The organism is Natronotalea proteinilytica (assembly GCF_055379935.1).
The window spans coordinates 1,495,530-1,521,805 of record NZ_AP043947.1; the positions used below are offsets into that span (position 1 = coordinate 1,495,530).

At 58.7% G+C, this 26,276-nt stretch carries 18 protein-coding genes; 6 read left to right on the plus strand and 12 right to left on the minus strand.

Annotation, left to right across the window (positions count from 1 at the left end):
* Nucleotides 1-1,107, minus strand: coding sequence for a glycine cleavage system aminomethyltransferase GcvT (gene gcvT / locus ACZ5AL_RS06140; RefSeq protein ID WP_464512877.1), 1,107 nt, complete (start codon nucleotides 1,105-1,107; stop codon nucleotides 1-3).
* Nucleotides 1,108-1,280: 173 nt separating this feature from the next.
* Nucleotides 1,281-2,525, minus strand: a complete 1,245-nt coding sequence (locus ACZ5AL_RS06145; protein ID WP_464512879.1) for a prephenate dehydrogenase/arogenate dehydrogenase family protein — start codon at nucleotides 2,523-2,525, stop codon at nucleotides 1,281-1,283.
* Nucleotides 2,526-2,802: 277 nt separating this feature from the next.
* Here ACZ5AL_RS06145 and ACZ5AL_RS06150 point away from each other — a divergent pair, with 277 nt between their 5' ends.
* Nucleotides 2,803-3,498 carry a Dph6-related ATP pyrophosphatase gene (locus ACZ5AL_RS06150; protein ID WP_464512880.1) on the plus strand — a complete coding sequence of 232 codons (696 nt, stop codon included), beginning with the start codon at nucleotides 2,803-2,805 and terminating at the stop codon, nucleotides 3,496-3,498.
* Nucleotides 3,499-3,596: 98 nt separating this feature from the next.
* On the opposite strand, the gene ACZ5AL_RS06155 is transcribed toward ACZ5AL_RS06150, so the two are convergent.
* Both ACZ5AL_RS06155 and murA read right to left on the minus strand, forming a co-directional pair.
* The gene (locus ACZ5AL_RS06155; RefSeq protein ID WP_464512882.1) at nucleotides 3,597-4,901 is read right to left on the minus strand and encodes an OmpA family protein; all 1,305 of its coding nucleotides are present in this window, start codon (nucleotides 4,899-4,901) and stop codon (nucleotides 3,597-3,599) included.
* Nucleotides 4,902-5,228: 327 nt separating this feature from the next.
* Nucleotides 5,229-6,548, minus strand: a complete 1,320-nt coding sequence (murA, locus tag ACZ5AL_RS06160; RefSeq protein WP_464512883.1) for a UDP-N-acetylglucosamine 1-carboxyvinyltransferase — start codon at nucleotides 6,546-6,548, stop codon at nucleotides 5,229-5,231.
* A gap of 135 nt (nucleotides 6,549-6,683) precedes the next feature.
* On the opposite strand from murA, the gene ACZ5AL_RS06165 reads away from it, so the two are divergent.
* The 4 genes from ACZ5AL_RS06165 to menE all read left to right on the plus strand — a co-directional run bounded on the left by ACZ5AL_RS06165 (nucleotide 6,684) and on the right by menE (nucleotide 11,529).
* Nucleotides 6,684-7,592 carry a 1,4-dihydroxy-2-naphthoate polyprenyltransferase gene (locus tag ACZ5AL_RS06165; protein WP_464512885.1) on the plus strand — a complete coding sequence of 303 codons (909 nt, stop codon included), beginning with the start codon at nucleotides 6,684-6,686 and terminating at the stop codon, nucleotides 7,590-7,592.
* Between the two features lie 25 nt (nucleotides 7,593-7,617).
* Nucleotides 7,618-8,670, plus strand: a complete 1,053-nt coding sequence (gene menC / locus ACZ5AL_RS06170) for an o-succinylbenzoate synthase (RefSeq protein ID WP_464512886.1) — start codon at nucleotides 7,618-7,620, stop codon at nucleotides 8,668-8,670.
* A gap of 560 nt (nucleotides 8,671-9,230) precedes the next feature.
* A complete protein-coding gene (locus tag ACZ5AL_RS06175; protein ID WP_464512887.1) occupies nucleotides 9,231-9,767 on the plus strand; it encodes an REP-associated tyrosine transposase in 537 nt (178 codons plus the stop codon).
* A gap of 334 nt (nucleotides 9,768-10,101) precedes the next feature.
* Complete coding sequence (menE, locus tag ACZ5AL_RS06180) at nucleotides 10,102-11,529, plus strand: o-succinylbenzoate--CoA ligase (RefSeq protein ID WP_464512889.1); 1,428 nt, start codon at nucleotides 10,102-10,104, stop codon at nucleotides 11,527-11,529.
* A gap of 254 nt (nucleotides 11,530-11,783) precedes the next feature.
* Here menE and treS read toward each other — a convergent pair whose 3' ends face one another.
* The 7 genes from treS to cas3 all read right to left on the minus strand — a co-directional run bounded on the left by treS (nucleotide 11,784) and on the right by cas3 (nucleotide 24,420).
* Nucleotides 11,784-15,206, minus strand: a complete 3,423-nt coding sequence (gene treS / locus ACZ5AL_RS06185; protein WP_464512890.1) for a maltose alpha-D-glucosyltransferase — start codon at nucleotides 15,204-15,206, stop codon at nucleotides 11,784-11,786.
* A 49-nt stretch (nucleotides 15,207-15,255) separates the two neighbouring features.
* The gene (locus tag ACZ5AL_RS06190) at nucleotides 15,256-17,238 is read right to left on the minus strand and encodes an alpha-1,4-glucan--maltose-1-phosphate maltosyltransferase (RefSeq protein ID WP_464512892.1); all 1,983 of its coding nucleotides are present in this window, start codon (nucleotides 17,236-17,238) and stop codon (nucleotides 15,256-15,258) included.
* 139 nt (nucleotides 17,239-17,377) lie between these two features.
* Nucleotides 17,378-17,803: an energy transducer TonB gene (locus ACZ5AL_RS06195; protein ID WP_464512893.1), complete on the minus strand. Its 426-nt coding sequence runs from the start codon at nucleotides 17,801-17,803 to the stop codon at nucleotides 17,378-17,380.
* Between the two features lie 589 nt (nucleotides 17,804-18,392).
* Nucleotides 18,393-19,475, minus strand: a complete 1,083-nt coding sequence (locus ACZ5AL_RS06200) for a PDDEXK family nuclease (RefSeq protein WP_464512895.1) — start codon at nucleotides 19,473-19,475, stop codon at nucleotides 18,393-18,395.
* Between the two features lie 345 nt (nucleotides 19,476-19,820).
* The gene (locus ACZ5AL_RS06205) at nucleotides 19,821-20,879 is read right to left on the minus strand and encodes a CRISPR-associated protein Cas7 (protein WP_464512896.1); all 1,059 of its coding nucleotides are present in this window, start codon (nucleotides 20,877-20,879) and stop codon (nucleotides 19,821-19,823) included.
* A 54-nt stretch (nucleotides 20,880-20,933) separates the two neighbouring features.
* Nucleotides 20,934-22,232, minus strand: coding sequence for a hypothetical protein (locus ACZ5AL_RS06210; RefSeq protein WP_464512897.1), 1,299 nt, complete (start codon nucleotides 22,230-22,232; stop codon nucleotides 20,934-20,936).
* A gap of 34 nt (nucleotides 22,233-22,266) precedes the next feature.
* Entirely contained in the window at nucleotides 22,267-24,420 is a 2,154-nt protein-coding gene (cas3, locus tag ACZ5AL_RS06215) for a CRISPR-associated helicase Cas3' (protein ID WP_464512899.1), read from the minus strand.
* Between the two features lie 188 nt (nucleotides 24,421-24,608).
* Here cas3 and ACZ5AL_RS06220 point away from each other — a divergent pair, with 188 nt between their 5' ends.
* Complete coding sequence (locus tag ACZ5AL_RS06220) at nucleotides 24,609-25,793, plus strand: IS256 family transposase (RefSeq protein ID WP_464512900.1); 1,185 nt, start codon at nucleotides 24,609-24,611, stop codon at nucleotides 25,791-25,793.
* On the opposite strand, the gene ACZ5AL_RS06225 is transcribed toward ACZ5AL_RS06220, so the two are convergent.
* On the minus strand, nucleotides 25,772-26,272 hold the full coding sequence (locus ACZ5AL_RS06225) for a hypothetical protein (RefSeq protein WP_464512902.1): 501 nt from the start codon (nucleotides 26,270-26,272) through the stop codon (nucleotides 25,772-25,774). The genes ACZ5AL_RS06220 and ACZ5AL_RS06225 overlap by 22 nt on opposite strands.
* Between the last annotated feature and the right edge of the window lie 4 nt (nucleotides 26,273-26,276).

Sequence of the window (26,276 nt, forward strand, 5' to 3'; positions counted from 1 at the left end):
CTATGTGTGGAGGGGGGGCTTGGCCACTTCAACAGCAAACGAGCGGCGCCCGCTTACTGCCAGGGTGGTGCCGGGGGCCGTGTACGCGTCGTCGTTCGGTACATAGCCCAGGCCGATGCCGGTATTTAGTGTGGGCGATTGGGTGCCACTGGTAACGGGGCCGAGGGATTCTCCCGCCGGTGTCGTGAGCGTATGCCCGGCCCGAGGGATGCCGCGTTCCTGTGCCACAAACGCCACGAGCCGACGTTCCGGCCCGTTTTCGTGAATCTCGCTCAGCGCCTCATGCCCGACAAAAGGTCCTGAGTCGAGTTTGACGATCCAACCAAGCCCAGCCTCATACGGATTGGTGTCGCGTGTGATGTCGTTGCCGTACAGGCAGTATCCGGCCTCCATGCGCAGGGTGTCGCGAGCGCCCAGTCCAGCGGGTTTCAGGCCATGCGCTTCTCCCGCCTCAAGCAGCGTGTTCCAGATGCGAGGGGCATCTTCAGGAGGCACGTACAGTTCGAGTCCTGGTTCGCCGGTGTATCCGGTTCGCGAAATAATTGCCTGATCGCAATCCATGAATGCTCCGTTGTCGGCTTCCACAAAGTGGTAAAAGCTGATGTCGTCAAGCGCCGGACCAACAAACGGACGGGCAATATCGAATGCGGTGGGGCCTTGCAACGCCAGTAGGGCGTAGTTGTCGGATACGTTGGTGAGGGTGGCCCCCATATCGTTTTGTGCTTGCATCCAGGCCCAATCATCAGCCCGGTTGGCGGCGTTGATGACGAGCAGGTAGTGATCGCTGCTGCGGCGGTACACCAGCAGGTCGTCTACGATGCCGCCCTCAGGCGTGCACATAACGGTGTACAGCGCTTTGCCATCGGAAAGGCGCTCTACATCGTTGGTGATGAGGTGTTGTACGAATGCTGTGGCATGGGGGCCTGTAACCGAGACTTCGCCCATGTGGCTTACGTCAAATAGTCCAGCCGCATTGCGCACAGCGGCATGTTCGTCCATGATGCCGCTATACTGAACCGGCATATCGAATCCGCCAAACGGCATGGTGCGTGCGCCCAGGGCTTGGTGCACATCATGAAGAGGCGTTGTGGCAAGCGTGTTGGACATGACCGTAAGAATACCAAGCGAGTAGAACAGTGAACAAGAGCAGTATAGCGGTATCGCTTAGTGGATGCAATGCAAAAGCGAACCAGCCACGGCAATTTCATCCGCATTTGTGGGATGCAACGATCCTGGGCCGTTCGTTCTATACGTGCAGTTGCCGGGTGTGCACAACCGAATTATTGCGCCCATGCGTCGAATCCAGCCTCATTGAGTACGTTCAGGGCGGTAGCAAGTGCTTGCTTCGAGGCAAACGCCAGTCGGAAGGTCCCGCCGCGCCCTTCGCGCACCCGCAAGAGTTCAATATCGGCCACGCTGATGTCGTGGGCGGCAAGAGGCTTCGTCATTTCGTGGAGCGCGCCTGCCATATCAGGTACGCGCACGGTGCAGTCGTACACGTTGCGCATCAGTCCCGACGCGGCTTCAGGCAGGCGTTCGCGGGCAGTGCGGGCATCAGTGAAGGCGGTTTCGAGCGCTTCCATATCGCCCATGGCCACCTGGCGTTGTACCGTTTGCAGGCGACGCGTAAAGTCGGCTAGCGTATCGAGAATGGCCCCCTGGTTTCCAACCAAAATCTCCTTCCACAGCCCGAAGGGGGACGATGCGATGCGCGTCAGGTCGCGAAATCCACCCGCCGCTAATGCTAGTGCATCCTCATCCGATTCGGCAGCGTGCTGCATCAACGCCACGGCCAGCAGCTGCGGCAGATGGCTGATCTGTGCAACGACACGATCGTGCGCCTCGGGCGATAGCTCCAGTGCAGTGCCTCCCACCGTATCGATGAGTGCACGCAGCCGATTGACTGCTTGGGGCGGCGTGGCGTCGGTTGGCGTGAGCACGTAGGCCGCGTTCTCAAATAAAATGGGATCGGCCCCTTCAATGCCGGCGGTTTCAGCACCGGCCATTGGGTGTCCGCCTACAAACGTGACGTGTTCTGGCAAGACATCATTGGCCTGATCGACAACAGCCTGCTTGACTGATGCGACATCGGTTACGATTGCGCCGTCCATCAGGTGGGGCGCAATTTGCTCTAGGGCGGCTACGATTTTAGCAGGAGGAAAAGCGAGCACGACCAGGTCCGCCTCCTTTACGGCACGTCCCATCGAGGCGGCTTTTGCGTGAATGATGCCCCGCTCGGTGGCCTGATCGAGCACACGAGGCCGGTCGAACCCAACAACGGTGCAGGCGTCTACGCGTTGCGTGAGCGCCCATGCCAGAGAGCCTCCAATAAGTCCGGTGCCCAGCACCGCACATCGAGAAAACGGGAAATCGGTCATGCTGAAAGATACCTCGTGGGAAAAGCCAACGGGCCGGTGCACCAACACCAGCGTATCTCCGAACGGATGCATCGGCAGCCGGTTCAGCACATGAACGGGTCTGAAGGGTAACGGGTTGGTCTCATTGGTTGCGTAGTACTGCGTCACACGTGATTATTTAGGTACGGGAACCGTGCTAAACTCTGTGCCCCAACTTCCTCCAAAAAACCTGTCATGGTGAGCGCAGCCGAACCATCTCCCCGACGCTCAGCAGGCTCTGATCGATCGAGCGGCCCTGCTCATTTCGGGGGAGATCTTTCGACTCCGCACCTGCTAGACGCAGTTGCTCCGCTCAAGATGACAACATTTTAATGGGGGGCAACCCGAAGATTGACCTGTGACAGGGCAATAGACTCATCGATACATTCATCGTAGGCATCGCGTTATGGCATCCACTACGCCAGTTGTTTTGTTCTGGAGCGGAGGCAAAGATGCAGCGTTAGCATACATGGCGCTTCATGCATCGCCAGAGTACCAGGTGGTTGCGTTGCTCACCACCCTTAGCGGCGATGGCGAATGGGTTCCCATGCATGGTATTCACCGAGATGTGATTGCGAGGCAAGCGAAAGCGCTTGGGGAGATGTGGGTTCCAGTCGCGTTGCCCGACCAGCCTTCAAACGAGGTGTACGAGTCGGCCCTTGAACAGGCATTTGCAGAGCACCTGCCGGATGTGGTATCCGTTATTGCATCAGGAGATGTTTTCTTGCAGGATGTGCGCGACTATCGGGCGCAGCTCATTCGGTCGTGTGGATACGAGCCGCTATTCCCGTTGTGGGGATGCGATACGGCTACCTGGATCGACCGGTGGACAGCAGCCAAGGGCGTAGCTCGTGTGAATAGCGTGGATCCCAATCAACTGTCTCCTGCGCATATCGGACGCCCGTACGACGCGGCGTTTGTTGCTGATCTACCAGCTGCTGTGGATGCTGCAGGGGAAAAAGGGGCGTTCCATACGGTGGTTACGGACCTTGCGTGTTTTGCAGGGCCCGTGCCGATTCGGCTGGGTCCCCACGACGACAGCGGACCCACAACGTATGCGCCGGTGCTCCTCAGGGCCGAGCAAACAACAGGCACGCGGTAGGGCAGTGTGCGCTGTCTTCCCTATATACCAATAGGACGCATGGCCAGCGAAGCCGTGCGTCCTGTTGGTGGTAATGCTCTATGATGTCAAGCGTGAGGCTACAGCCGCACCAGCTCCACGCGGCGGTTGTTCTGTCGGCCTTCAGCGGTGTCGTTGTCGGCCACGGGCTCTTCCTCGCCCATACCGATCGCTTCAAGCCGGTCGGCTGCAATGCCGTGCCGGTCAATGAGGTACTGCATGACCGACTGGGCGCGCTCATCACTCAACTCCATGTTGGCTTGCGCGTCGCCTACGCTGTCGGTGTGCCCTTCAATGCGGAGGCGCAGATCGCCATGCTGCTCTAGCATGCGTCCGATTTCAGTAAGCGTACCCGTAGACTCCGGGCGGATGCTGGCACTACCGGTGTCAAAGTACACGCCTTGCGTGGAGACCCGGCCATCGGCCATGAGGCGGTCGTAGAGTTGTAGACCGCCGCCTGCAATTCGGATGTTGGTGATGTAGGTAGGTCCACTGTCACGACCACGGAGATTGAAGTCTACGAAGTTGTTACGCTCAATCTCCATGTTTGGAATGTTAGCTACGCGCTCTTCGCCGACATACATCGTGCCGTATGTGCCGTCTACAGCAATTCGAATGGGTACGAGCTCGTCGCGGTAGGTATTGACTTCTCGCGTACTGGACATTGGCCCCATAGCACCCGAGCTTTGCGACTCCAATGCGAAATAAGAGTGATCATCGCCCTCTTCAGAGAGATATACCTGCAGCCCTCGGGGAGCACGACCGCCGGAAACGTGTGCGTCAAACTCTATAGTGAAACGCTCGGGCAACACCTCATCAAGTTCCACACGGAAGCGGCTGGGAGAGGATGAACCAGCCAGAAGGCGTTGGCCTTCCCATTCGAGGATTTCAAGCATACCTTCCTGAAACTCAAGCCGCTGCGGGAAGCGTCCGATGGTCTCGTTTTCGAACGCGTAATCAAACAGGACCTGATCACCCGGCACGAAGTCGTAGTTCGCCCAGGCGCCTTCGCCGGGGCGCGGGGTGTCGTCTTCGGCAACCTCGGCATCTACACCGGCGGCTTCTACCGCTTCAGCAGCTGCGCCTTCTTCATCGCCATCGCGTACTTCAACGACTTCGCCATCGTCGTCGGTGATGATAACAGGGTCGCCATCGGCCTCAGCCTCTTCGATGCATCGTTCGTCTGTTGCCGCACATACGACGGCATCTTCCATCTCATCAAGAAGCGAATTTACAGCGCGCGAAGTGATGTCTTCAGCGCGGTCTTCCACTTCATCCTGAGCACGATCGCGCACGCGATCCCAGATCTGTCCATGGGCGGCATCAGCATACAGGCCGCCTATAAAGAGAAAGGAGAAAATAAAAACTACGGTTTGTTTCCACATAGCTCATTCATGAGTCTGTGATAAAGGGGGGACGGGGTACACTCTATAGAGCGCATTACGTACAAGACGGGGGACACCCGGAAGCGGTTCTGGATATGCGATGTTGGCTTGCAAGCTATTGCTGTGGTACGTGTTTAGCGTGGTTCACTAACCGCCTGGGATATCCGCTTCGCTCCTGATCCCGGGCTACGGAACGGTACGCTGTGAGTAAAATCCATCGCCGGAGACCGCTTGTGTCTCTGACGATCTGGGATAAATCGATCAAACGACGGTCCCTTCCCGCCGTAACGAGATCGGGACCGCCCTGTGCATCTTCGCATGTACGGGTTAGGCCGTCCGTTCAGCGACTTCCTCCGGCTCTGAAAACTCGTCATACTGCTCGCGCTGAATATCGATGCCGGCCTGCTGCAGCTTTTGTTCGAGCGCTTCATAGCCGCGGTCGAGGTGGTACACCCGCAGCACTTCAGTCGTGCCCTCTGCAATCATGCCAGCCAGCACCAGCGATACACTGGCGCGTAAGTCGGTGCTCATTACCGTGGCCGACTGAAAGTCAGTAGGGCCATGAATGGTGGCGGTGGCGCCGTTGACTTTCGCATCCAGCCCCATGCGCTGCAGCTCCGGAATATGCTTGAAGCGGTCGTCGTAAATTGTATCGGTGATGCGTGCAGTGCCTTCGGCAGTGGCCATCAGCACGCCCCACTGGGCCTGCAGGTCGGTAGGAAAGCCAGGATACGTTGCCGTAGCAATGGAGACGGGGCGGATCGTGTTGGGCGGTGTGATGGTGACGACCTCGTCTTCGTATTCTACCTGGGCGCCCGTTTCGGCAAAGTGTTTCTTGAAGGCCACCCCCAGATGAGGGTGATGCCCATTTTCGACACGAAAGGGCGTTCCGGTCTCACCCGCCAAGAGGGCTGCGATCATAAACGTTCCCATTTCGATGCGGTCGGGGGTGTTGCGCACCGTGACAGGCTCCAGCGCATCTACGCCTTGCACTTCAATAGTGCGCGTGCCCAGCCCGTCGATTTGGGCACCCATCTGCTGCAGCGCTTCGCCAAAAGCCACCACATCCGGCTCTTGGGCTGCGTTTTCGATCCGTGAGCCGCCGGTTGCCGTCACTGCGCCAAGCAGCAAGTTAATGGTCGCCCCCACGCTCGACGGCTCCATGCGGAACGTACCGCCGCTTAGCCGTCCATTCGGTGCGTTGGCCACCACGTAGCCCTGATCCAGTTCGATCGACGCGCCGAACGCTTTCATCCCTTCCAGGTGCAGGTCAACCGGACGCGGACCCCATGCGCATCCCCCCGGAAGCGAAACCCGCGCTTGTCCGCAGCGGCCCATAAGCGCTCCGAGCATGTAGAACGACGCCCGCATCTTCTTTACCAAATCGTACGGCGCCTCCGGATGATCAATGCGACCCGCATCAATGGTCAGCTGGTGCGCCGCTTCGTCGAAGGTCACCGAGGCGCCCGACACGCGAAGCACGTTCGAGAACGTGTACACATCGCGTAGCGCCGGGATGTTGGTGAGGGTGGTGGTGCCATCGGCCAGCAGGGCGGCCGACATAAGCGGCAGCGCTGTGTTTTTGGAGCCGCTTACCGTGAGCGATCCGGTGAGCGGCTGCCCGCCCGTAACAACGAGTTTGTCCATTGGTGGGGGAGATTACATTTTCGCACAACAACGAAGGGGAAACGTTCGTCTTAAAGCGCGCGTGCCGCGACTTGTTCGCACGCCTTTGCTGCTGCTGTACTTCTGCACTCCTCTTCACGTACGCCTTGTGAGTTCATGCCCACCCGCGACGAACTGGCCCATGCGCCGCTACGCATCTGGATGCAGGCGGCCCGTCCGAAAACGCTGCCTGCTGCCGCCTCGCCTGTGATCATTGGCATCGCCCTTGCATGGGCAGATGGCGGGTTCCACGCGCTAAGTGCCGGACTCGCACTGCTGGCGGCCCTGCTCATTCAGGTGGGGGTGAATTTCCACAACGACTACACAGATTTTTTGCGCGGCGCCGATACTGAAGACCGCGTGGGTCCGCTGCGTGTAACTCAGGCTGGCTTGGTGGATCCGCAGACCATGCGCTGGGCCACGTTTGCCGTCTTTGCCGCCGCGGTGGCTGCGGGGACGTATCTGATGATCCGAGGCGGATGGCCCATCGTAGGCATCGGCGTCGCCTCCATCGCATCGGCGCTCTGGTACACCGCCGGACGCTATTCGCTGGCGTACATTGGGCTTGCGGATGTCTTTGTGTTTGTGTTCTTTGGGCCCATTGCTGTTGCGGGCACCTACTACGTCCAAACGCTTACCGTAACCACGCCAGCAGTGCTTGCAGGCATCGGGCCGGGGGCGCTCTCGGTATGCATCCTGCTGATTAACAACATCCGTGACCTGGAGGGCGATCGACAGGCCAACAAGCGAACGCTGGTGGTACGCTTTGGACGCTCGTTTGGCGTCGCGCTGTATGCGACGGGAATGCTCCTGGCTTCGCTGCTTCCCATTGGGTTGGCCCTGCACACCGGTGCCCACTGGGGTGCAATAGCTGCTACACCCGTGGTCGCCCTTGCCTGGCCCGCGCTGCAAACGCTCCGCTCAGGCACCACCGATCCGCGTCGTCTCAATCCGCTCTTAGCAGCCACCGGACGCACGCTGGCGCTGTATAGCCTGTGCTTTGCCCTCGGTTGGATCCTCACGTAATCTGCTCGTTCCCCGCTTTGTACCTATGCCCACCGCGACCTGCTACCGCTACCGCATCCCTCTAACTGCGCCGCTTTCGGTCCCGAATGGTTCGCTCTCTCACCGTGAGGGGCTGCTCATTGCAGTCGAGCATCCATCGGGAGGCACCTGCTGGGGCGAGGCCGCTCCCTTACCCGGCTTCTCCGAGGCCTCGCTCGATACGGTGCAACAGCAGGCACAGGCGTGGATCGATGGCGGTGGCCCGGAGCGGCTGGCAGACGATAACCCGCTCTATCCCGACGATACACCGGGATCGCTACAGTTTGCGATCGATCACATCGCGCTGCAATGGGCTGCCCACGAGGCCGGCACCTCGCTCCTCGATTATTGCGGCATCGACCGGGTCATACAGCCCGGAAACGCGCTGTGGCGTGATTCGGAGGATGGGGATATGCGGCAGGCGCTTCTGGAACTGCAGGCCGAGGGCGTATCCACCGTGAAAGTCAAAGTCGGGCGCCGCGCAGTTGAGGACGATCTCGACCATCTGGATGCCCTCTTCGCATCGCTACCCTCCGGCATGCAGGTCCGGTTGGATGCGAATCAGGCGTGGACACGCGACGAGGCAGCAACCGTGTGTGAGGCGCTGCAGCATCGGCGGGCGCTATCGTATCTTGAAGAGCCTCTGCAACCGACGGCTGATCTCCGCGCGCTGCTGGACGAGACGTCGGTGCCCATCGCGCTCGATGAAACGCTCCGTCAGTGCGGCATCGACGACGTGGCCGATTGGCCCGTAGCCGCGTTCGTCGTCAAGCCGGCCTGGACGGGTATGCGGCGGGTGCAGGGGTGGGCCGATCGTGTTGCGCCTATCCCGATGATTGTAACCAGCGCCTACGAAACAGGCGTCGGGTGGCGAGGCACGCTGGCCATCGCTATGCAGGTATCGCCCCCCGATGCCGCGATTGGCATGGGCACCTACCGCGCCCTGGCCGAGGACTGCACCCGGCCTGCGCTTCCGAATGTGCAGGGGAAGCTGCTTCTAACCGCTCCTGGTATGCTCAGCAACTGGACCGTAGACCGTACGCAGTTGCAGGCGGTGTGAGTGGTTTTTTGTACCCTTCCCTTGCACCTCGTCACGAGCAAGCATCTCCCTCCACTTCACACCTCGTCACGACGCTCTGCGTTCGTCGGCGCCCACTGCACGGGTTTGCCAGCACGCCTGACGCTATGAACTCGCCCGGTGGGGACGCTGGAGCATCCCATGGGGCGTGTCGACGCGGAGCATCGACACGAGCAAGGATTTTTATGATTGAGTATCGTACTTGCTGCGATGTTTTCTCGTCTCCTTTCTCCTCGTCACGAGCAACAATCACCCTCCCCCTCACACCTCGTCACGATGCACAACTGGCATGACCTACGGCCCCTCTGCGTCGTGACGCAACCACGCTCTGCGTTCGTTGGCGCCCACTGCACGAGTCTGCCAGCACGTGTGGCGCTATGCACTCGCCTGGTGAGGACGCTGGAGCATTGACACGAGTTTGAGCGAGCGAACGGACTGGCATCAATCATGGCCAATTTATCGGTCGCAACGTTGCATTTTGCCAACTCTGGGGTCTATCCATTCCGGTCTTCCTAAAGAACGTTCTTATTCAAGGTCGTCCCATGGCTCGGAGTCGTTACCAGATTCATGATCCTACCGCGCCACATTTCATAACCTGTACTGCGGTGGCGCATATTCCCCTCTTTGCGCGCCGATCGGCTGCAGAGATTATTCTGGACTCACTCGACTTCCTCCAATCTGAAGATCGAATAACTCTATATGCGTATGTAATCATGGAAAACCATCTTCATCTCATTGCTGAAGCTGCTAACTTGAATCGTGAAATGCAGTCGTTCAAATCGTACACAGCTCGGCGTTTGATTGACCGACTGAAAGAAGAGAGGGCCTTCCATGCGCTTCGCCTCCTGCGGCGTTACGCTCGTTCGTTTCGCAGTGATCGCCAATACCGGGTTTGGGGAGAAGGAAGTCATGCCAAAGAAATCATGGGAGACAAAATGTTTGTTCAAAAACGAAGGTACATCCACGAGAACCCTGTTCGGCGTGGGTACGTGGATGTCCCAGTTCATTGGCGGTATTCAAGTGCCCGCAATTATGCGGGACTTAAGGGGTTGCTTGAAGTGACGCTGGTACCCTGTTAATGATAGATTCAAGAGCTACCAAACAGAGATGAGCGATAGGCACCTTCGCTCCGAAATGTGATGGGGCACCGGAGGTAACGCAATCTCACTGATTACCTCCTCCTTTCTCCTCGTCACGATGCACAACTGGCATGACCTACGGCCTCTCTGCGTCGTGACGCAACCGAGGACGCTCTGCGTTCGTTGTCGCCAACTACACAAGTCGGCCAGCACGTGTGGCGCTATGCACTCGCCTGGTGAGGACGCTGGAGCATCGACACGAGTGGGCGGTTTTGAGACGGGGAAGGTGCAGCTCCGTTCGTCCCTCGTTTAACAACATGCCGATTTGCGACCTATGCCTCACATTGCCTGTCCCGTAGCCCGGCAAGCGCGCCACCGACCGCAGGCGCCCGCAGTGCAGTTGCCGACCTCGACGTGCACCTTTGCGCAACTAGATGCCCACATCCGGGCGGCCCAGCATGCGCTCCGCACAGAGACCGGGCTCGATGGCTCGTACATCGGACTGCTGCCCACACGTACGGTGTCCACCTTGGCATGGCTGTGGGCCTGCTGGCGTGAGCGGCGTTGCGTGGTGCTCGTAAGCCGCCGGTGGACACCCACGGAACGAGCCACGGCACTCCACATGGCTGGAGCCGCCGCCTGCATCACAAACAACGCCCAGGCGCTCCCCAACACGGCATCGATTTTGATTCGTCCACTCGCGCTTTCGCCGCGCCCCGGTGCACCATTCCGTAGGGCTCCCACCTTGGCTTTACAGCGGGATGCGACCGTCATCTTTACATCGGGAAGCACCGGCTCCCCCAAAGGGGTGGTGCATCCGTGGCGGGCGCACCTGTACAGTGCACGGGGCGCGGCCCATCGGGTGCCAGTGCGTGCTTCGGACTGTTGGGCGTTGTCGCTGCCGCTGTACCACATCGGCGGGCTGGCTATCGTTATGCGGGCCGCTCTGGCTGGGGCGTCGGTGGCTGTTCTGCAGGACCCGGTCCGCGACTGGATGACGCGACGCCTTACCCACGGATCGTTTGTGGCCACCCAACTGAAGCGTGTGCTCGATGCCACGGACGGCCCGCCACCTCCGTGGCTGCGGGGGCTGCTGGTTGGTGGCGGACCGGTGCCCGAGGCGCTTCTTGACGAGGCGCACGCGCGCGGATGGCCGGTGCACACCACCTACGGCTCCACCGAAATGGCCTCGCAGATAACCACCACGCCGCCAAAGGCCAGTCGGGCCACGCTCAACACAGCTGGATCAGTGCTGCCATACCGCGAGGTGCAGGTGCGGGCGACCGGCGAACTGGCAGTACGGGGGCGCACGCGGTGTCGGGCGTATCTCACGCAATCGGGTCGAGATACCCCCTTCGATAGCGCGGGCTGGCTCCGAACCGGCGATGTCGGACATTTTGATGACGATGGCTACCTGCACGTCACCGGGCGCGTAGACAACCAATTTATTTCGGGCGGCGAGAACATTCAGCCGGAGACGGTAGAGCGTGCGTTGGAGGCGCTGCCACAGGTGGCGCGTGCGGTGGTCGTGTCTGTGCCCGATGCCGAGTTCGGGGCGCGTCCGGTTGCATTTGTGGAGCCAACGCCCAACACGGCCTTTTCGCCGCAATGTTATCGTGACGGACTGCGGGGGCGCCTGGCGTCGTTCAAACATCCCGATCGATACATCCGCTGGCCAACGAATATGCCAGACGGCATGAAGATCGACCGCGATGCCTTGCGCACCCGAGCCTGCCGTCTGATGGATACGAGCGAGACGTGACCCTACGGGCCAGAGAGATGCAGAGCCGAATCATCTCTTCGACGCCGCAGTGGAACGCTCCAGTGCCCCCAAACTACCACCGGGGCGTTACATCGGACGCAGAGCGTCCATTCGTCCGTCGCGACGTAGAGGGGCCGTAGGTCATGCCAGTTGTGCATCGCGACGAGGACGTGGTCGAATTCCCTCTGGAGGGCTGCGTGGGGCTAAGCGAGAACACGTTCTTGCCAGCAGCGCCCGATGAAGGAGGATGTCAATCAGCGAAGGCCTTGGGTGTTCGAGCCTGGGCCGGGAGTATCGGAAAAGGAGGATGCTTCGCGCTCGTCGGCGGTTGCGCCGTTAGAAAAGGCATCATGCGCCTCAGACGCCGCATCAACCAGTCGCTGTACGCCCTGCATAGGCAACCATGTCCACGACGGACGATGGTTGATCTCGTAGCGAACTTCGTAGAGGGCCTTTTCGAGCAGGTAGGCCCACAAGAAGGTGTAGCGCGATTCGCGCGGAAGCAAGAACGATGCATCGCCTGCTGTGTCGGCATAGGCATCGAGGAACGATACATTCATCCAGCGGAGCAGGTGGTCGATCCACGCGGTGGCATGCGGGTCTTCGCCATCGTAGCGGCGCCAGGCCGAAAGCAGGGCGTATTCGAGCGAGCGGAGCATACCAGCTACATCGCGCAACGCATTGTCGCGGCGCCGACGCTCGTCGAGCGCGCGTGCCGGTTCGCCCTCAAAGTCAAGAATGTAGAATTCGCCGTCGGCGCGCAGAATTTGACCGAGATGGTAGTCGCCATGCAAGCGAATGTGAACGCCTGAGGCGGGGCAATCGCGCAGCGGCTGTAGGTGGCGCTGAAGCGCCTCCCAGTTGATCGAAGGCGCATCGTCGTGTTCGGCCTCACCACGGATCAGCTCCTGGGTGGTTGCAATGTCGTTCTGGATGCGTGTGTGCAGCGTGCTGCCCATGTCTTTGGGGGCAGCGTGAGGCTCCAGACTGGTTTTGGTGCCATCGGCCAGGGCCTGATGCATACCAGCGGTACGGACGCCCATCACCTCTGCCAGAGAAAGCATTTCGGGCGCTACGTTTTCGATCCAGACCGGGGGCTGCAGGTCGTGGGTCGGGCCAAAGAGCGGCGGCGGGTCGCTTGCTTCTGGCAACGGCGTTTGGCTGACGCGCTCCAGGAAGCGGCGCGTGTTCTCCAGGGCGTAGGTCCAGCCGTCGGTTTCGACGGCGAGCGCCTCTTGGATGATGCCCAGCGTATAGGTGTTTTCGTGATGCCGGAAGTCGATAGTCCCGTACAGCTGGGGCGTGAACGGAAAGCCGGTATCGGTGAGGTGGTCAAGGAGTTCTTTCTCTGGATGCAGTCCTTCTTCGAGACGGCGGTATAGCTTTACGAAGTAATTGCCTCCAACCACCGCTGAGGAATTGCTTTGTTCGCCCGAAAACAGCCGGATTACCTCCGAGTCGATTGCTTCGGGAGTCGAGGTGCGCTCTGCTTCGTAGACCCCCTGTAGCGATCGGCCTTTTCCGTCGTCTTTCCACCACTGAAAGAGGGTAGACCAAAACGAGGCCCGCACGCTTGCATCGTACACCAGCAGGTGCTCGTCTTGCGCTTCGGTAGCGAGCCAGCAGATGCCTGCCTCGGGATGTTGCTCTAACAACCGGTCCCCCTCGGCGCCCGGTGCAACGCTAAGCGGTAGGGTAAAGCGGTGTGTGCCATCCGAGGTGTCTACCTCTAGCATAGACAGATACATAAGCGGATCTTTGCTGAGGCGCAGCGCATCCTGAACCGTTACGTCATGGATGGCGTGCCCCTTGCCGCCAAACCAGCGCTGGCTTTTCAGAAAGTCGGGCAGGGCGTCGGCAAACTGTTCGGGCTGTCGGCCCCGCGCTAAGGTCGGCACCAGCACGTTCTGTAGCCCCTCGCTTACCGAAAACACCGGCAGCGTGGTGGGGCCTTCGCGTGTGGAGGGGATCCGCGCTGAAGGATCGAACGCATACGGGTCGATCTCTTCTTCGGGGGTTAGCTTAAACCAGTAGAAGCCGTGGGCGCCCAGAGTAATGGGATACGCGGTGCCGTCTTCAAACGCGGGAAACGCTGATTGTCCGAACAGCTCAACCGGCACGCAATCGGCAAACGCGGTGTGGGGCGGAAGCTCTACCGCCTGCGCATAGCGCGACAGGTTCGCACATACGAGGATGGATTCGCCCTCGTACGTACGCACAAACGCCAGCACACTCGGATTCTCAACCGGGAGCAGCTCAAACGAACCGCGGCCAAATATCTTTTTGTGCTGCTGACGAAGCGCAATAAGACGGCGCATCACGTGGAGCAGCGAACTTGGGTTCGATTCGGCATTCTCTACGTTCACCACATCGTAGGTGTACTCGCCCCGATTTATGGGCGGCATAAACAGGCGATGGTGCGGCGCGCGCGAGAAGCCCCCATTTTTGTCGGGACTCCACTGCATAGGCGTACGCACGCCGTTACGGTCGCCCAGGAAGGGGTCGTCGCCCATCCCAATTTCGTCACCGTAGTAGATAACAGGACTTCCCTTCAGGGAAAGCAGCAACGCGTTGATCAGCTCGATGCGGCTGCGGTCGTTACTAAGCAGGGGGGCCAGGCGCCGCCGAATGCCCACGTTAATGCGAAACCGGTCGTCGGCAGCGTATTCGTGGTACATGTAGTCGCGCTCCTCGTCGGTAACCATTTCGAGGGTCAGCTCGTCGTGGTTGCGCAAGAAGATAGCCCACTGGGCATCGTTGGGGATGCCGTGGGTGCGTTCGAGCATTTCCACGAGCGGACGCCGATTTTCGCGGCGCAGCGCCATGAACAGGCGGGGCATGATCGGGAAGTTGAACGCCATCTGTACGCCGGTGCTCTGCCCGTTCTCGTCCTCACCAAAGTACGGCAGCGTATCTTCCGGCCACTGGTTGGCCTCGGCCAGCAAGATTTTGCCCGGTCCGTAGCGCTCTTCAACGGCCGCCCGCAGCGTTTTGATGTAGTCAATCGTTTCCGGCAGATTCTCGCTGGAGGTACCCTCGCGCTGATACAGATAGGGCACCGCATCCAACCGAAGGCCATCGACCCCCATATCCAACCAGAAGAACATGACCTCCTTCATCTTCTGGCGGACCTCCGGGTTGTCGTAGTTGAGGTCGGGCTGGTGGCTAAAAAACCGATGCCAGTAGTATTTCTGGGCCTTCTGATCCCACGTCCAGTTCGAATCTTCGGTATCGGTAAAGATGATGCGGACGTCGCTGTACTTCTCGTCTGTCTCGCTCCACACGTACCAGTCGTGCTTGTCGGAGGCGGGGTCGCGGGCCTCCTGAAACCAGGGATGCTGGTCGGAGGTGTGGTTCAGTACCAGCTCGGTGATCACCCGCATATCCCGGTCGTGTGCCTCATCCAAAAACGCCTGAAAGTCGTCCAGGTCGCCGTGCACGGGTAGCACCTTGAAGTAGTCGGCAGTGTCGTAGCCATCATCTTTCAGTGGACTCTCTAAGAAGGGGAGCAGCCACAGCGTGTTTACACCCAGCGATTCCAGGTAGGGGAGCTTCTCACGGAGACCCTGAAAGTCGCCGTATCCGTCGTTGTTCGAGTCGTAGAACGAGCGCACATGGAGCTCGTAGATAACGGCATCTTTGTACCAGCGGGGATCCGAAAGAAAGGGCTTGGGCATAAAGGCACAGCACTACAAGTGATAAAGAACAGGGCGCGCCCTGGGGAAGTCAAGGCGCGTAGGAACCTTCCACACGGAAAATGTGGGCCGGTTGTTCGGGGGTGAGGTGCAAATAGTGTGCATCGCCGCTCCATTCGTAGGCGGCATCGTTGAGTAGATCTTGCACGCTAAATGTATTGGCCCCATTGATCTTGAGCTGGTACGGACTGGCGTGCAGTTGTCCGTATTGTTCGTCATGCGGATCGAGGCTGACCACCACCAGAATGATGTTTTCTTTGTCGCGATCCCACTTCACATAGGCGATGATCTGGTCGTTGTGCGTCTCCAGAAAGTCGATGTTGCGCATCTGCTGCAGGGCTGGATTGTGAGCGCGAATCCGGTTGATGCGCTGCATGAACGGTTGAAGCGAGGCGGGGTCGTTCCAGTCCCAGGTGCGCAGCTCGTACTTTTCGTTTTGCGAGTACTCTTCGCGATCGGGGTGCTGCTGGTTATCGACGTGCTCGTAGGGCGGGCCGTAGACGCCGTAGACGGGCGAGAGGGTGGCGGCTAAGACAAACCGGCTCTTGTGCTTGGGGCGTCCGCCGTGCACCAGTTCGTCGTGCAAAATATCGGGCGTGTTGGGCCAGAAGTTGGGCCGATAGTATTCGGCTTTCTCGCTGTGAAACAGCTCCTTGGCGTAGCTCTCCAGTTCGTGCTTGCTGTTGCGCCAGGTGAAGTAGGTGTACGAGTTATTGTACCCCAGCTTAGCCAGGCTGTACATGGTGTTGGGCTGTGCAAACGCTTCGGCCAGCACAATGAGTTCAGGCGTTTCTTTGCGCAACTCGCGCAGGCACCACGTCCAGAAAGGAATGACTTTGGTGTGCGGATTGTCTACGCGGAAGGTGGTAACGCCCCGCTCGATCCAGAACTCGAACACGCTCTTTAGCTCGATCCAGAGCGCCTGCCAGTCGTCGCACTCAAAATTGAGGGGATGCACATCCTCATACTTCTTCGGTGGGTTCTCGGCATATCGAATGGAGCCGTCGGGGCGCTGGTAGAACCAGTCGGGGTGGTCTTCGATGTAGGGGTGGTCGGGGGAGCACTGAAAGGCGATGTCGAGGGCGACCTCCAGGCCAACCTCCTGCGCGCGGGCTACAAAGCGCTCAAACGCATCCATGCCGCCGAGTTCGGGATGCACGCTTTTGTGGCCGCCGCGAGAGCCGTCTTCGAGAAAGCCGCCGATGGCCCACGGACTTCCCACATCGCCCGGTTCGGCGGTGGGGCTGTTGTCTTTGCCTTTTCGGTTGGTTTCACCGATGGGGTGGACGGGCGGCAGATAGACGATATCGAATCCCATTTCACGGATGCGCGGCAGCAGTTCGGCAGCGTCATCGAGCGTGCCGTGGTCGTCGGCGGGACCTGCCGAGCGGGGGAAGAACTCGTACCAGGCGCCCTCGCGCGCCAGCTGCGGATCAACGATGAGTTCGTAGGCGGTGCTGTGCACCTCCATGTCGCGGGGCCCGTGGGTGCGCATCAGCGCGAGCAACTCGGGGTTGAGGGCCGCGTCGGTGTCGCCTTGGTCGAAGGCATCGGCCGACTGACGGAGTGTGTCGGCCACGTCGGCGATGTCGGTGTGATCGGCAGTGCGGCGGAGCAGGGCCGCGCCATCTTGCAGCTCGCTACTTAGTTCGCGTTGCGGGGCATTGCCTTTCACACGGCGCTCGAACTGGTCTTGCCAGGTGGCAAAGCGGTCCAGCCATGCTCGCACCTGGTACGTGTAGGTGCCTAACTGGGTGGGTCGAAAGGAGGCGGTGTAGGCATCGTTGCCCTGCGGCTCCAGCCGAATGGAATGTGGGGGGCTGTGATTGGTATGGCAATACACCAACTCGGCTGCGATTTTGTCGTGGCCATCCACGATAAGGCCCGTTTCCACGGTCACCGGTTCGTGAAGCACGCGTTTGATGGACCACTGTCCGCCATCAACCACCGGGTCAACGTAGGTGATCATGATGCGAGACCAGGAGTCGGGCAGAGCGTTATTCGCGTGGGCCATAAGAGGGGCAGCAGGTCAATGGATAAAGGAGCGCATCGTATCCATGTAACTAACTAAAAAAGACAGACCCGTGCCAGGCTGATTTGCAAATTGATAGGAAAAGAGCAGGCTGCATGCCGGTCGGGCCCGGCACGTTCCGTTACCAGCTGCGTCTAAACGTGACGGGCAAGGTCAGTTGGGCAGCTGCGGGTTCTCCGTTTTTGGTTCCAGGGATCCAGTCCAGTCGCTGCAGTGCCTCCACAACCTGCATGTCAATATCGAAGACCGACGAAGATTGTACCACTTGTCCCATTTCGAACGTGCCATCGTCCTTGATTACGAATCGGACTTTGACAGTGCGCAGTTCGCTGCGGTTCATCTGATCTGGGAATCCCAATTCATCGTAGAGGGCTTGCATGCCTCCCACGGGTTTGGGGGATTGGTAGACAGTGTCGGCCTCGGCTTGCGTGTCTGGCGTTGCCTCATGCGCTGCTGAGGGAGCGGTGCTGCTGCATGCGGTGCACAGTATGAGGCTGCTCAGCATCCAAAGGGGTATGTAGAAGAGGGGCGTCGTGCGACGAGGCATGGGAACAGGCTGTTGTCGAATAGGGCATCGTGTTCAAGAAGACTACATGATACGGAGTGAGGCCTACTCATGCAAGATAGCAAACCGAACCATCCAAAACAGCACCGCCATGCGAAGAGACATGCCCCCACCCCGACAGTTACCCGTACCGACGCAGGCCGGCATCGACATCCACCGCGAGCAGTACGACGAGTTTTCCGAGCCCGAGAAGATCGCCAAGCGCACGGCGTAGTGCTGTGTCACAGGTCAATCTTCGGGTTGCCCCCCATTTAAATGTTGTCATCTTGAGCGGAGCGGCTCCGCCTAGGAGACGCAGAGTCCTGACACGAGCGAAGCGACTGATGAGCGTAGCGAATAAAGATCTCCCCCGAAATGAGCAGGGCCGCTCGATCGATCAGAGCCTGCTGAGCGTCGGGGAGATGGTTCGGCTGCGCTCACCATGACAGATTTTTTGGAGGGGGTTGTGACACAGAGTTTAGCACGGTTCCCATACCCAAACAATCACGTGTGACAGAGCAGTAGGGGAAGTGCTCACGAGTCCGGAGGCCGTTGACGATCTTGGTGCCGGCTTAAGGAGCCCCACTACCCACTACTGAGCGGCTGCCTTCTGCGCGCACCAGTCGATGAACGCTGTGGCATTTTCTGTCCATGCAGATAGATCCTCAACCTCTGCGAGGCTGCCCTGTGGGTGACGCGTCTCATTGCGCGACGGGGGATGTTCGAGTTGCGCAGGCGCCCGGTCCACCAGTTCAGCCCAGTCGTCTGCATCCACAAACTTGCGTGTTCGTGTCGTGGTTGTCCACACGCTGCCGTTCGGCCCTATCCGAAACAGCTTGTAGCCGTGCACGCGGATGTCCAGTCCCCCAGGGGTGCCCTGCAGGTCGCATCCCTCCTTCTGATCCACATGGTCGCACACCGCTTGCATGGCACCGACCGTGCTGGGATCTGCGTTCGATGCGAGCTCGGCAAAGAATGCATCGCGGGTATAATCTTGCGGAGACGTTCCCTTCTTGTGCGCGGCGGCTTCGGTTTGCCCAATGACGCGCGGCACGAATACAGACGATGCGTTTTCGGTATCTTTGTACCGCTGCACCGCTACAGCCAGCACCTCGGCGGGACGCATTTGCTCATTCAGAAACTCAACGATGCGTCGCAGTTCACGGGGGATGTGGTCCGCCACAAACACCATGCGCACGCGTCCCCGATTCAAGTTGTCGCGTACGTTATCCCAGTACGCCTCAGCATCCGCTATCTTGAGCGTCTGTTCAAGCACGTTGGAGTCATTCGCATGGGTGCGATCAAAAAGCCGCCGAATTGTATCTACATCTCCGTAGCGAATGGCATTGGCCGCGTAATCCATCATCTGCCCGACGACCTTGCGGCGGATGCGTGAATCGGTGCTCCGCTTCACCTCAACCAGCGTGGGGATGCCATCCTGGTCCAGAAAAAGCAGGTCCAGCGCCCAGCGCGTTCCGCCTTCCGTGTCGCCGACCCCAAACTCGCGGTCTACAAGCACCCAGCGACGCGGCTCCTCGGGGTCCATCTGACTGCCCGCCAATAGATTGGGATGGTCGGCTAACAGTTCTTGGAAGTTGTCCTCGTTCTCGTATCCCATGGCAGAAAGCGGATGGAGCGTATCGTCGTAGTCGCTCATATAGATTGTGTCGGACATCGCAGGTGCGATTTGAATTGGAGGGAGTTGAAATAGGGGGCGGCAACGACATCCTGTCACGCGGGGACGCTACGTATACCTAACGGGGCGCCTGTCCCAAGCGAAGCCGGGAGAGTTCCAGAGACGCCCCCCAACCCACCGTAACGACGCAGGGCCTGCGTCGGGGCACAAGACACAACCTCGCCACGCAAAGCGGCATCACCATGCTGATGCGATGGAGACCAACCACCCAGGGACGTGTGTCCAAGCACACCCTGCACTGTCCCGTATGCGAAGAAGGACCGGCAACAGCGTCCCAGTGCCCTGGGACGTTACAATGCCTCAAAGGTGCGATTGAGAAGAGGTTTACCCAAGCTCCGCTGTGAAAGACTGGATATGCGCAGCAATGTCGCGTTGGGCTTCATCGAGCGCATCAAACGACGCTGTGACGCCTGCAACGTGGCTTTTGCACGCAGGCATTACGTAGGTACGAACGCCATCCACCGTGTCGATGACGGGCACAGCCTTGTTGTCCTCCTCTTCGGCAAGGTCAGCCCGAATGGATCCGGTGACGCGGTTGGCATCGTCACTCATCGCCAGGGCCAGCGTAGCCTGGGGGCTGTACGTGCGGCTCTGATTACTGGTAACGCGCCAGTTAATCAGCCCGGCAGCCAGGGCCTCAGTCAGTTCGTTCCGGCGCTCTTCAGGACAGATCAAGTCCTCTCCGCTCTCGGAGAGCGTCCAACCCGCTTCTTTCAACTCTTCGATTTTCTCCTTGCTGAGTTCGGGTTCGTGCTGGTTGGTCGAAACAGTAAACAGTCGCGTGAGGTCAATCGCCACGTCAAATACGTACAGCCCATGTGCGCGGGGTCCGACCTGATCTTCGGGAATCCAGTTGCGTCGTGGCAATGTACGGTCGTGGGAGGTCAGGAATTCCTGGATCTCTTCCTCCGACATTTCATCACCATCAGCATTGACCACGCGTACGGGGTGATGCTCCGGGTTGTCGCTACGGTCAAAAGAGGCCGACTCGTTTGCCAGCCCCGCCAACAGGGGGTGTAGCGGGCGCATCGCAGAAATAGAGAGCGGACTCCGGCGTTTTACTGTACCGCCTCCTGCCTGGGCACGCATCCATCCGCCCAGAAGTTGGTCGGCAAATTGAGGGTCACAAGGCGACCAGGGTTCTTTGTCCTCAATCGCGTTGTCTTTGGTGATTTTGCGATTGAACGTAATTGGTGCGCGGCGCTCACCCAGTGCTTCCGACACTGCGTCAAGCAGTGAGCGCTTCACTTGCTGGCCACTGGAATAGGCAACCTTGCGTCCGAACTCGGGATCGTAATAAGTTTTCTGGCCATCTTGTACAGAGAATACGGTGTGTGTTGCCTCGCGTAGTCCGCGAATGAAAAGGTATTTGTTGGTAGCCATGGGTATGTGGTTATCTGCGTGTACGTGTATCGATGAGTGTAAAACCGTGCTCAACTATTTGCTGAACACGGTGTACTTGAGCCGAAGCAGTGTTGCAAACAGCGGAAAGTCGGAAGCAGGCATTTTGACAATGGTATCTGCCAGTTCGCTGAAATGCTCAGCATGTGTACTGTCGTGTTCGATCACCTCGGTAACTGCTTCCAAAAAACCGCGTCGATGACTTTGCTTGAGCACTTCTTCAGCGCGACGCTTGGCAGTCGTGCGTGCTTTCTCACCCGATTCTGCATGGTCGCGTAATGCTTGTGCGGTTTCCTCTGTGAGTGTGATCAGTTCTTCGTTGTTGAGCATAGCAACAATCCATGTTTGAAAGATACGATAGCGATTCTGCTTGTTAGGGCTGCGTGTAGGCGAGGGCATCTTGTCTTTCTTGCCACCGGGCATGTAGTCGCGCAGTTTGTCGGGTTGCAGTGCCCGCATGCAAATGGTGCCTTGCTGACACGCTGCGTAGATGCTGTACTGCGTGTCGTACATATCGGCCAGACTTCGTGAACTGACGCCTTCCACATCGCCAAACAGCTTTTCGTGAAGCTGGGCAAGACGTTGTACATCCGGAAGATGAAGCTGCCGAAACCCCACTGTGGTATTCATCTGACCAAGCGAGTAGAGATACACCGTTGGCGTTTCACCAGGCAGCGCCCGCGCCAACTTAAAAAGCACGCTGGCCCATTCCTGGGTTTTGATTCCGGTTGACTTGGTTGTGGGGAGCTCAAGGTCACGCAATGGATCGTTTTCGCGGTAGTCGTACCCAAACCGGTGACAGATCCAGTGTCCGTTCCAGGTCTCCACCTGGTTGCCCTTGAGTCCAGGCGTCTGTTCCAGATGGGTGCGGTATGCAAACCACCCGTCAAGCAGTGCCAGCAATATGTCGTCGTGATCAACAAGCATTGAAAGGCCGCCTTTTAGTCCGATGCCCGCCATCGCACCCACCCACGAGCAGTATGCTTCATCGGGGTCTGCCGACGCGCCTACTGTGCTCACTTGTCCAGATGTCGTTTCCAGCACACCGCTGGCCATTCCGCCCATGAATAGATGGCCGAGGGGCTCGTCGATCGCTGCAATCTTTTCATGGGTATCAGCAAGGGCCTGCTGACGAATGTCGGGGTCGTCACGCTTGCCAGAATACGTAGGCTGGGCAAAAGGCGAGTTATTCGGCCAGAATAGGTAGCGACCATCGTCAAAAGCGACGGGAAAGACGACTTCATCGAAGAAGCTACGCGGAGAAAGCGGCGGCTCATCACGGCGGTGCTCATTGTAGAGGTCGATGAGACGACGCCCGATATATGCGGTGTACATAGAGCAAACGGTATTAGGTCAGGAGAATCGTGGATTATAGAAAGTTAGACGTGGCATTGTCTTCGGCATTCGTCGTCAGGCCGACCGGGCGCCCACCCGGGTTGTACCAGGAATCGGGCGCGCACATCGGGTAACTTCCTATTTCAAGCTCAGGCCAGTCGAATCGCTTGAAACTGACAGGTACGGGAATATGCATGAGCTGGCGTTCGGCCCAGCGTGCATTTGCGTAGGTCTCGACTTCAGAACGGAGGATACACACGGCTGAATTGATGTTTAGCGCATCCAGCAGGACAGACTTCGGGCGGTGTTGAAGTTTCTGTATGCGATACCCATCTCCGTTCCAGATAAAGTGCGTGGCAAGTTCAGGGACTTCGACTTCAGGATATACCGTATCGATAAGCGTCTGCACGTCGGCTTCTGGAAGCACGTCTCCATCCGGCAGTACATCGAAACTTTGCCGCACAATATCTGCGTCGTAGGGCAGCACAGCATTGTCATCACTGGGCGGAGCCACGATGTAAATGGGCTTGTAGCTGCCAATCGTCTCGGCAGAGCGCCGACGGTTGACGCGTCCGAAGCGTTGTACGAGCGCATCCAGCGGAGCGGCATCGGTAATCATGGCATCGAACGAGATGTCCAGACTCACTTCCACAACCTGTGTGGCGGATACCACACACGGCCCACCCATTTCTTCGAAATGCTTAATCTGTGACTCCAACTCGGCCCGCTCTTTTCGTTTGTAACGGCTATGAATGAGCATGGAAGGCACGTCCATCGCTTCCACCTGCTTGTATCGGTCTTGCGCTGTCTGCACCTGATTGCTTACCATAAGCACGCGTTGCCCATTAGAAAGCAACTGGTGTAGCGTATCCCACATGGCGTCCTGACCGTGTATTTTGTGGATACGATGCCGGTTGAAGGTGTCAAGGGTTTCGCGAGGCAATCGCACTTCATGAACCGTTTCGGAGCCGCCAAGCACGTCGAGCAGAGCATCCGCCAGAGCCGTCGGGATGGTTGCCGTTCCGATATGGACTCGACATCCCAGTTCGACGAGCATACGTACGATCTGAAGCACCATCGAGCGGGCTACGCCGTCGTAGGTGTGCACCTCGTCGAGAATTACGTCATTGCCCCGCAGGTCCAGCGCCATTGCCTCGTATCCTGCTGTGCCAAACACAATCGAGGCCAGTTGATATGGTGTCATGACCTTTACGCTGGCCCCGGGGTGACGCTGCAAATCGGCATCCTCGGTCCACTCGTTGTCCATTTCGATCCGTGAGGTCGCATGTAGGCGGCGCACATCGGCAGGTGCATCGAAGTGATCGTACAGATCGGTACGGACGCGCTCATACATGGCATTGATCGACGCCTGGAAGGGGAGGGTGTAGAACACACGTCCTTGACAGCGCGCAAGCAGAAAGTTTGTTTTTCCCGCGCCGGTAGGAGCAACAACAAGGGTATGCGGACGCGGGTCGTCAGTGTCGATTTGTGAGAGCGGATATAGATCGGTAGCCGTATACGGCGAATGGCCGTGCCGGTAGCCCTCCAGGTTAGGCCGCTGATACAGCTTTCTTGCTTTACCTTCGGTCGCGTGAGTATAATTGGATGCGAAGTGATCGGCAGTCATGAGCAGGCCGCGAAATCGTGACCAGCCGTCGGTGTTTTGACGGCAATGGTGCAATGCTGCATCGAAAGCCGCGCGGCGCTCTGCTTCGGAGATGGGCTGCACCTCCCACCCGAACTCAGAAGCAATCTGCATGACTGCGGGTGCCCATGTGGACCACTCCTCGTTGTGGCGTTCGAAGACAGCATCCGGGCCAAACTCGCGGCACAAGTCGATTAGGCCACGACTGCTTCGGTCTTTCTTGATAGATTTATGGTGAGCGGCCACGAAGTCGATAAGCGTGGGCCACTCTTGCTTTGGACGCAACGGCAAGAAGAGGAGCGATGAGATTTCGTGGCGGTGTGGCTCTTCCCGAATCCAGTCTTCTTCGGACAGCTCACTCCTCACCATCTGCTGAAAAAACGGATGGCCTTTTCCCAGGTCGTGCAACACCGCTGCCCGGCGGGCCTGGTCTACGTCCATGCCTAACTGCTCTGCTGCATGCATGACAGCCGTGACAACATGCTGTGTGTGCTCCTTAATCGTGAGGCCGCCCTGGTCTTTGCTTTTTGCGAGTAGCGTCATGATAGCAGCTAATTTTAGGTGTTTGAGATAGGGGGTGAACTGGATAATGTCATGCCGCTACGGGCGACTGCTCGACTGGATTGGGTTGAGTCCGTAATCTTGTGTAATTGAGGCGAGCGAGTAGAAAAAGCCATCGCGTTTTGCCAGGTTGGAAGCGAGACCAACCAAAACCAACCAACATACTAACGATGGCTACTTTTGAGATTACAATCGACGACGAAAAGATCCAACACCTGCTTCGCGGCGATCTTCGCAGCGACTGTGGCATGGCAGCGCTGCTGGAGCCGATCCTGAACCAGATGCTGCAAGCGGAGATGACCGAACACCTGGGCGCCGAATCGGACCAGCGGACCGACACGCGGCAGGGCTACCGCAACGGGTCGTACAAGCGGCAGCTCACCACGCGAGTCGGAACGATCAACCTGGAGGTCCCTCGCGATCGGGATGGGACGTTTCAAACCCGACTCTTCCAGCGATACCAACGGTCAGAGAAGGCCTTGGTGCTGGCGCTGATGCAGATGGTCGTGCAGGGCGTGAGCACGCGTCGCGTGAAGAAGATCACGACCAAGCTGTGCGGACGCAAGTTTAGCAAGTCCACCGTCTCCCGGCTCACCACTGAACTTGACGGACAGGTCGAGGCCTGGGCCAAAAGGCCGCTGGAGAAGAGCTACCCGTTTTTGGTCCTCGACGCGATGCAAGTGAAGGTTCGCCGTCAAGGGGCGGTCCGATCGACAACGGTGATGCTGGCGGTGGGCATCAATGAGGCCGGTCATCGTGAGATCCTGGGGCTTGAGACGGCGTTTGGAGAGACTGGGGAAGGTTGGCGCCGGTTTATCGAGGGCCTGAAGCGCCGCGGCCTTTCTGGCGTTGAAGTGGCCACCAGTGATGCTCACGAAGGATTGCGAAGCGCTCTGGCATCGGCCTTTCCCGATTTGATCTGGCAACGCTGTCATACCGAGGAATTCCTCGGTGTACATTTTCGGCGCAATGTGATCGACCAGACGCCCGCGACGCTACGTGAGCGGATGCACGAGATACTTGACCAGGTGCTCGGGGCCTGCTCCCCAGAACGAGCCCGAGAAGCCGTTAGAGCCGCCTGTGACGAACTGCAAGGCGAGGCCGACCAAGCCCTGAAGGTTTTAGAGGCTGGCTTCGAGGACGCGACCGCGGTTTTGAGGCTTCCCGCGAAGTACCGCCGTCGCCTTCGGACAACAAACATGGTGGAGCGGTTTATCGAGGAGATTCGGCGGCGAGAAACCGTCATTCGCATCTTTCCGAACCTCGCATCAGCCCAGCGTCTGATCGGCGCTCTGTGTGCGGAACAGCATGAGGAATGGTCCACCGGCCGACGCTACCTCATCATGGACGAGTAGCCGACAAGAAAAGCATCATCGCTTTCCTCAAACAGCAATTCAAACCCAGCGAGCGCATCAAATTGATCTTCTGATAGTGCTTGAATCGCACCCGACGGGTACACCACATCTTCATTTCGGCACAGACAGAGATGCTCGCTGTGTGCTTTCTGGGCATCTTCCACTGTCGGGAATGCAAGATGGAGACGAGGCGACAGCATGACGCCCCGCTCGATAATCGATGTATCTCGTTGGTACTCGACCGTGTTGTACTTCTTAACCGTCTTTCGCTTGTAGCCACGTGACTGTGTGGTTTCCTGCTGGATGCTGAATCCCTTATGCGTCAGACGATGGCGTAGAATGGCGCTTACCTCCAGCTTCTGCCGCATGCCTTCCACAATGCTCGGCGTGAGAAACTGCTGACTGTACGTCTGTTCATCTCGAACAGCGGTCCACGGTTTGATGAATCCAAATGGACCGGTGTAGGTGACAATGTGCATCTGG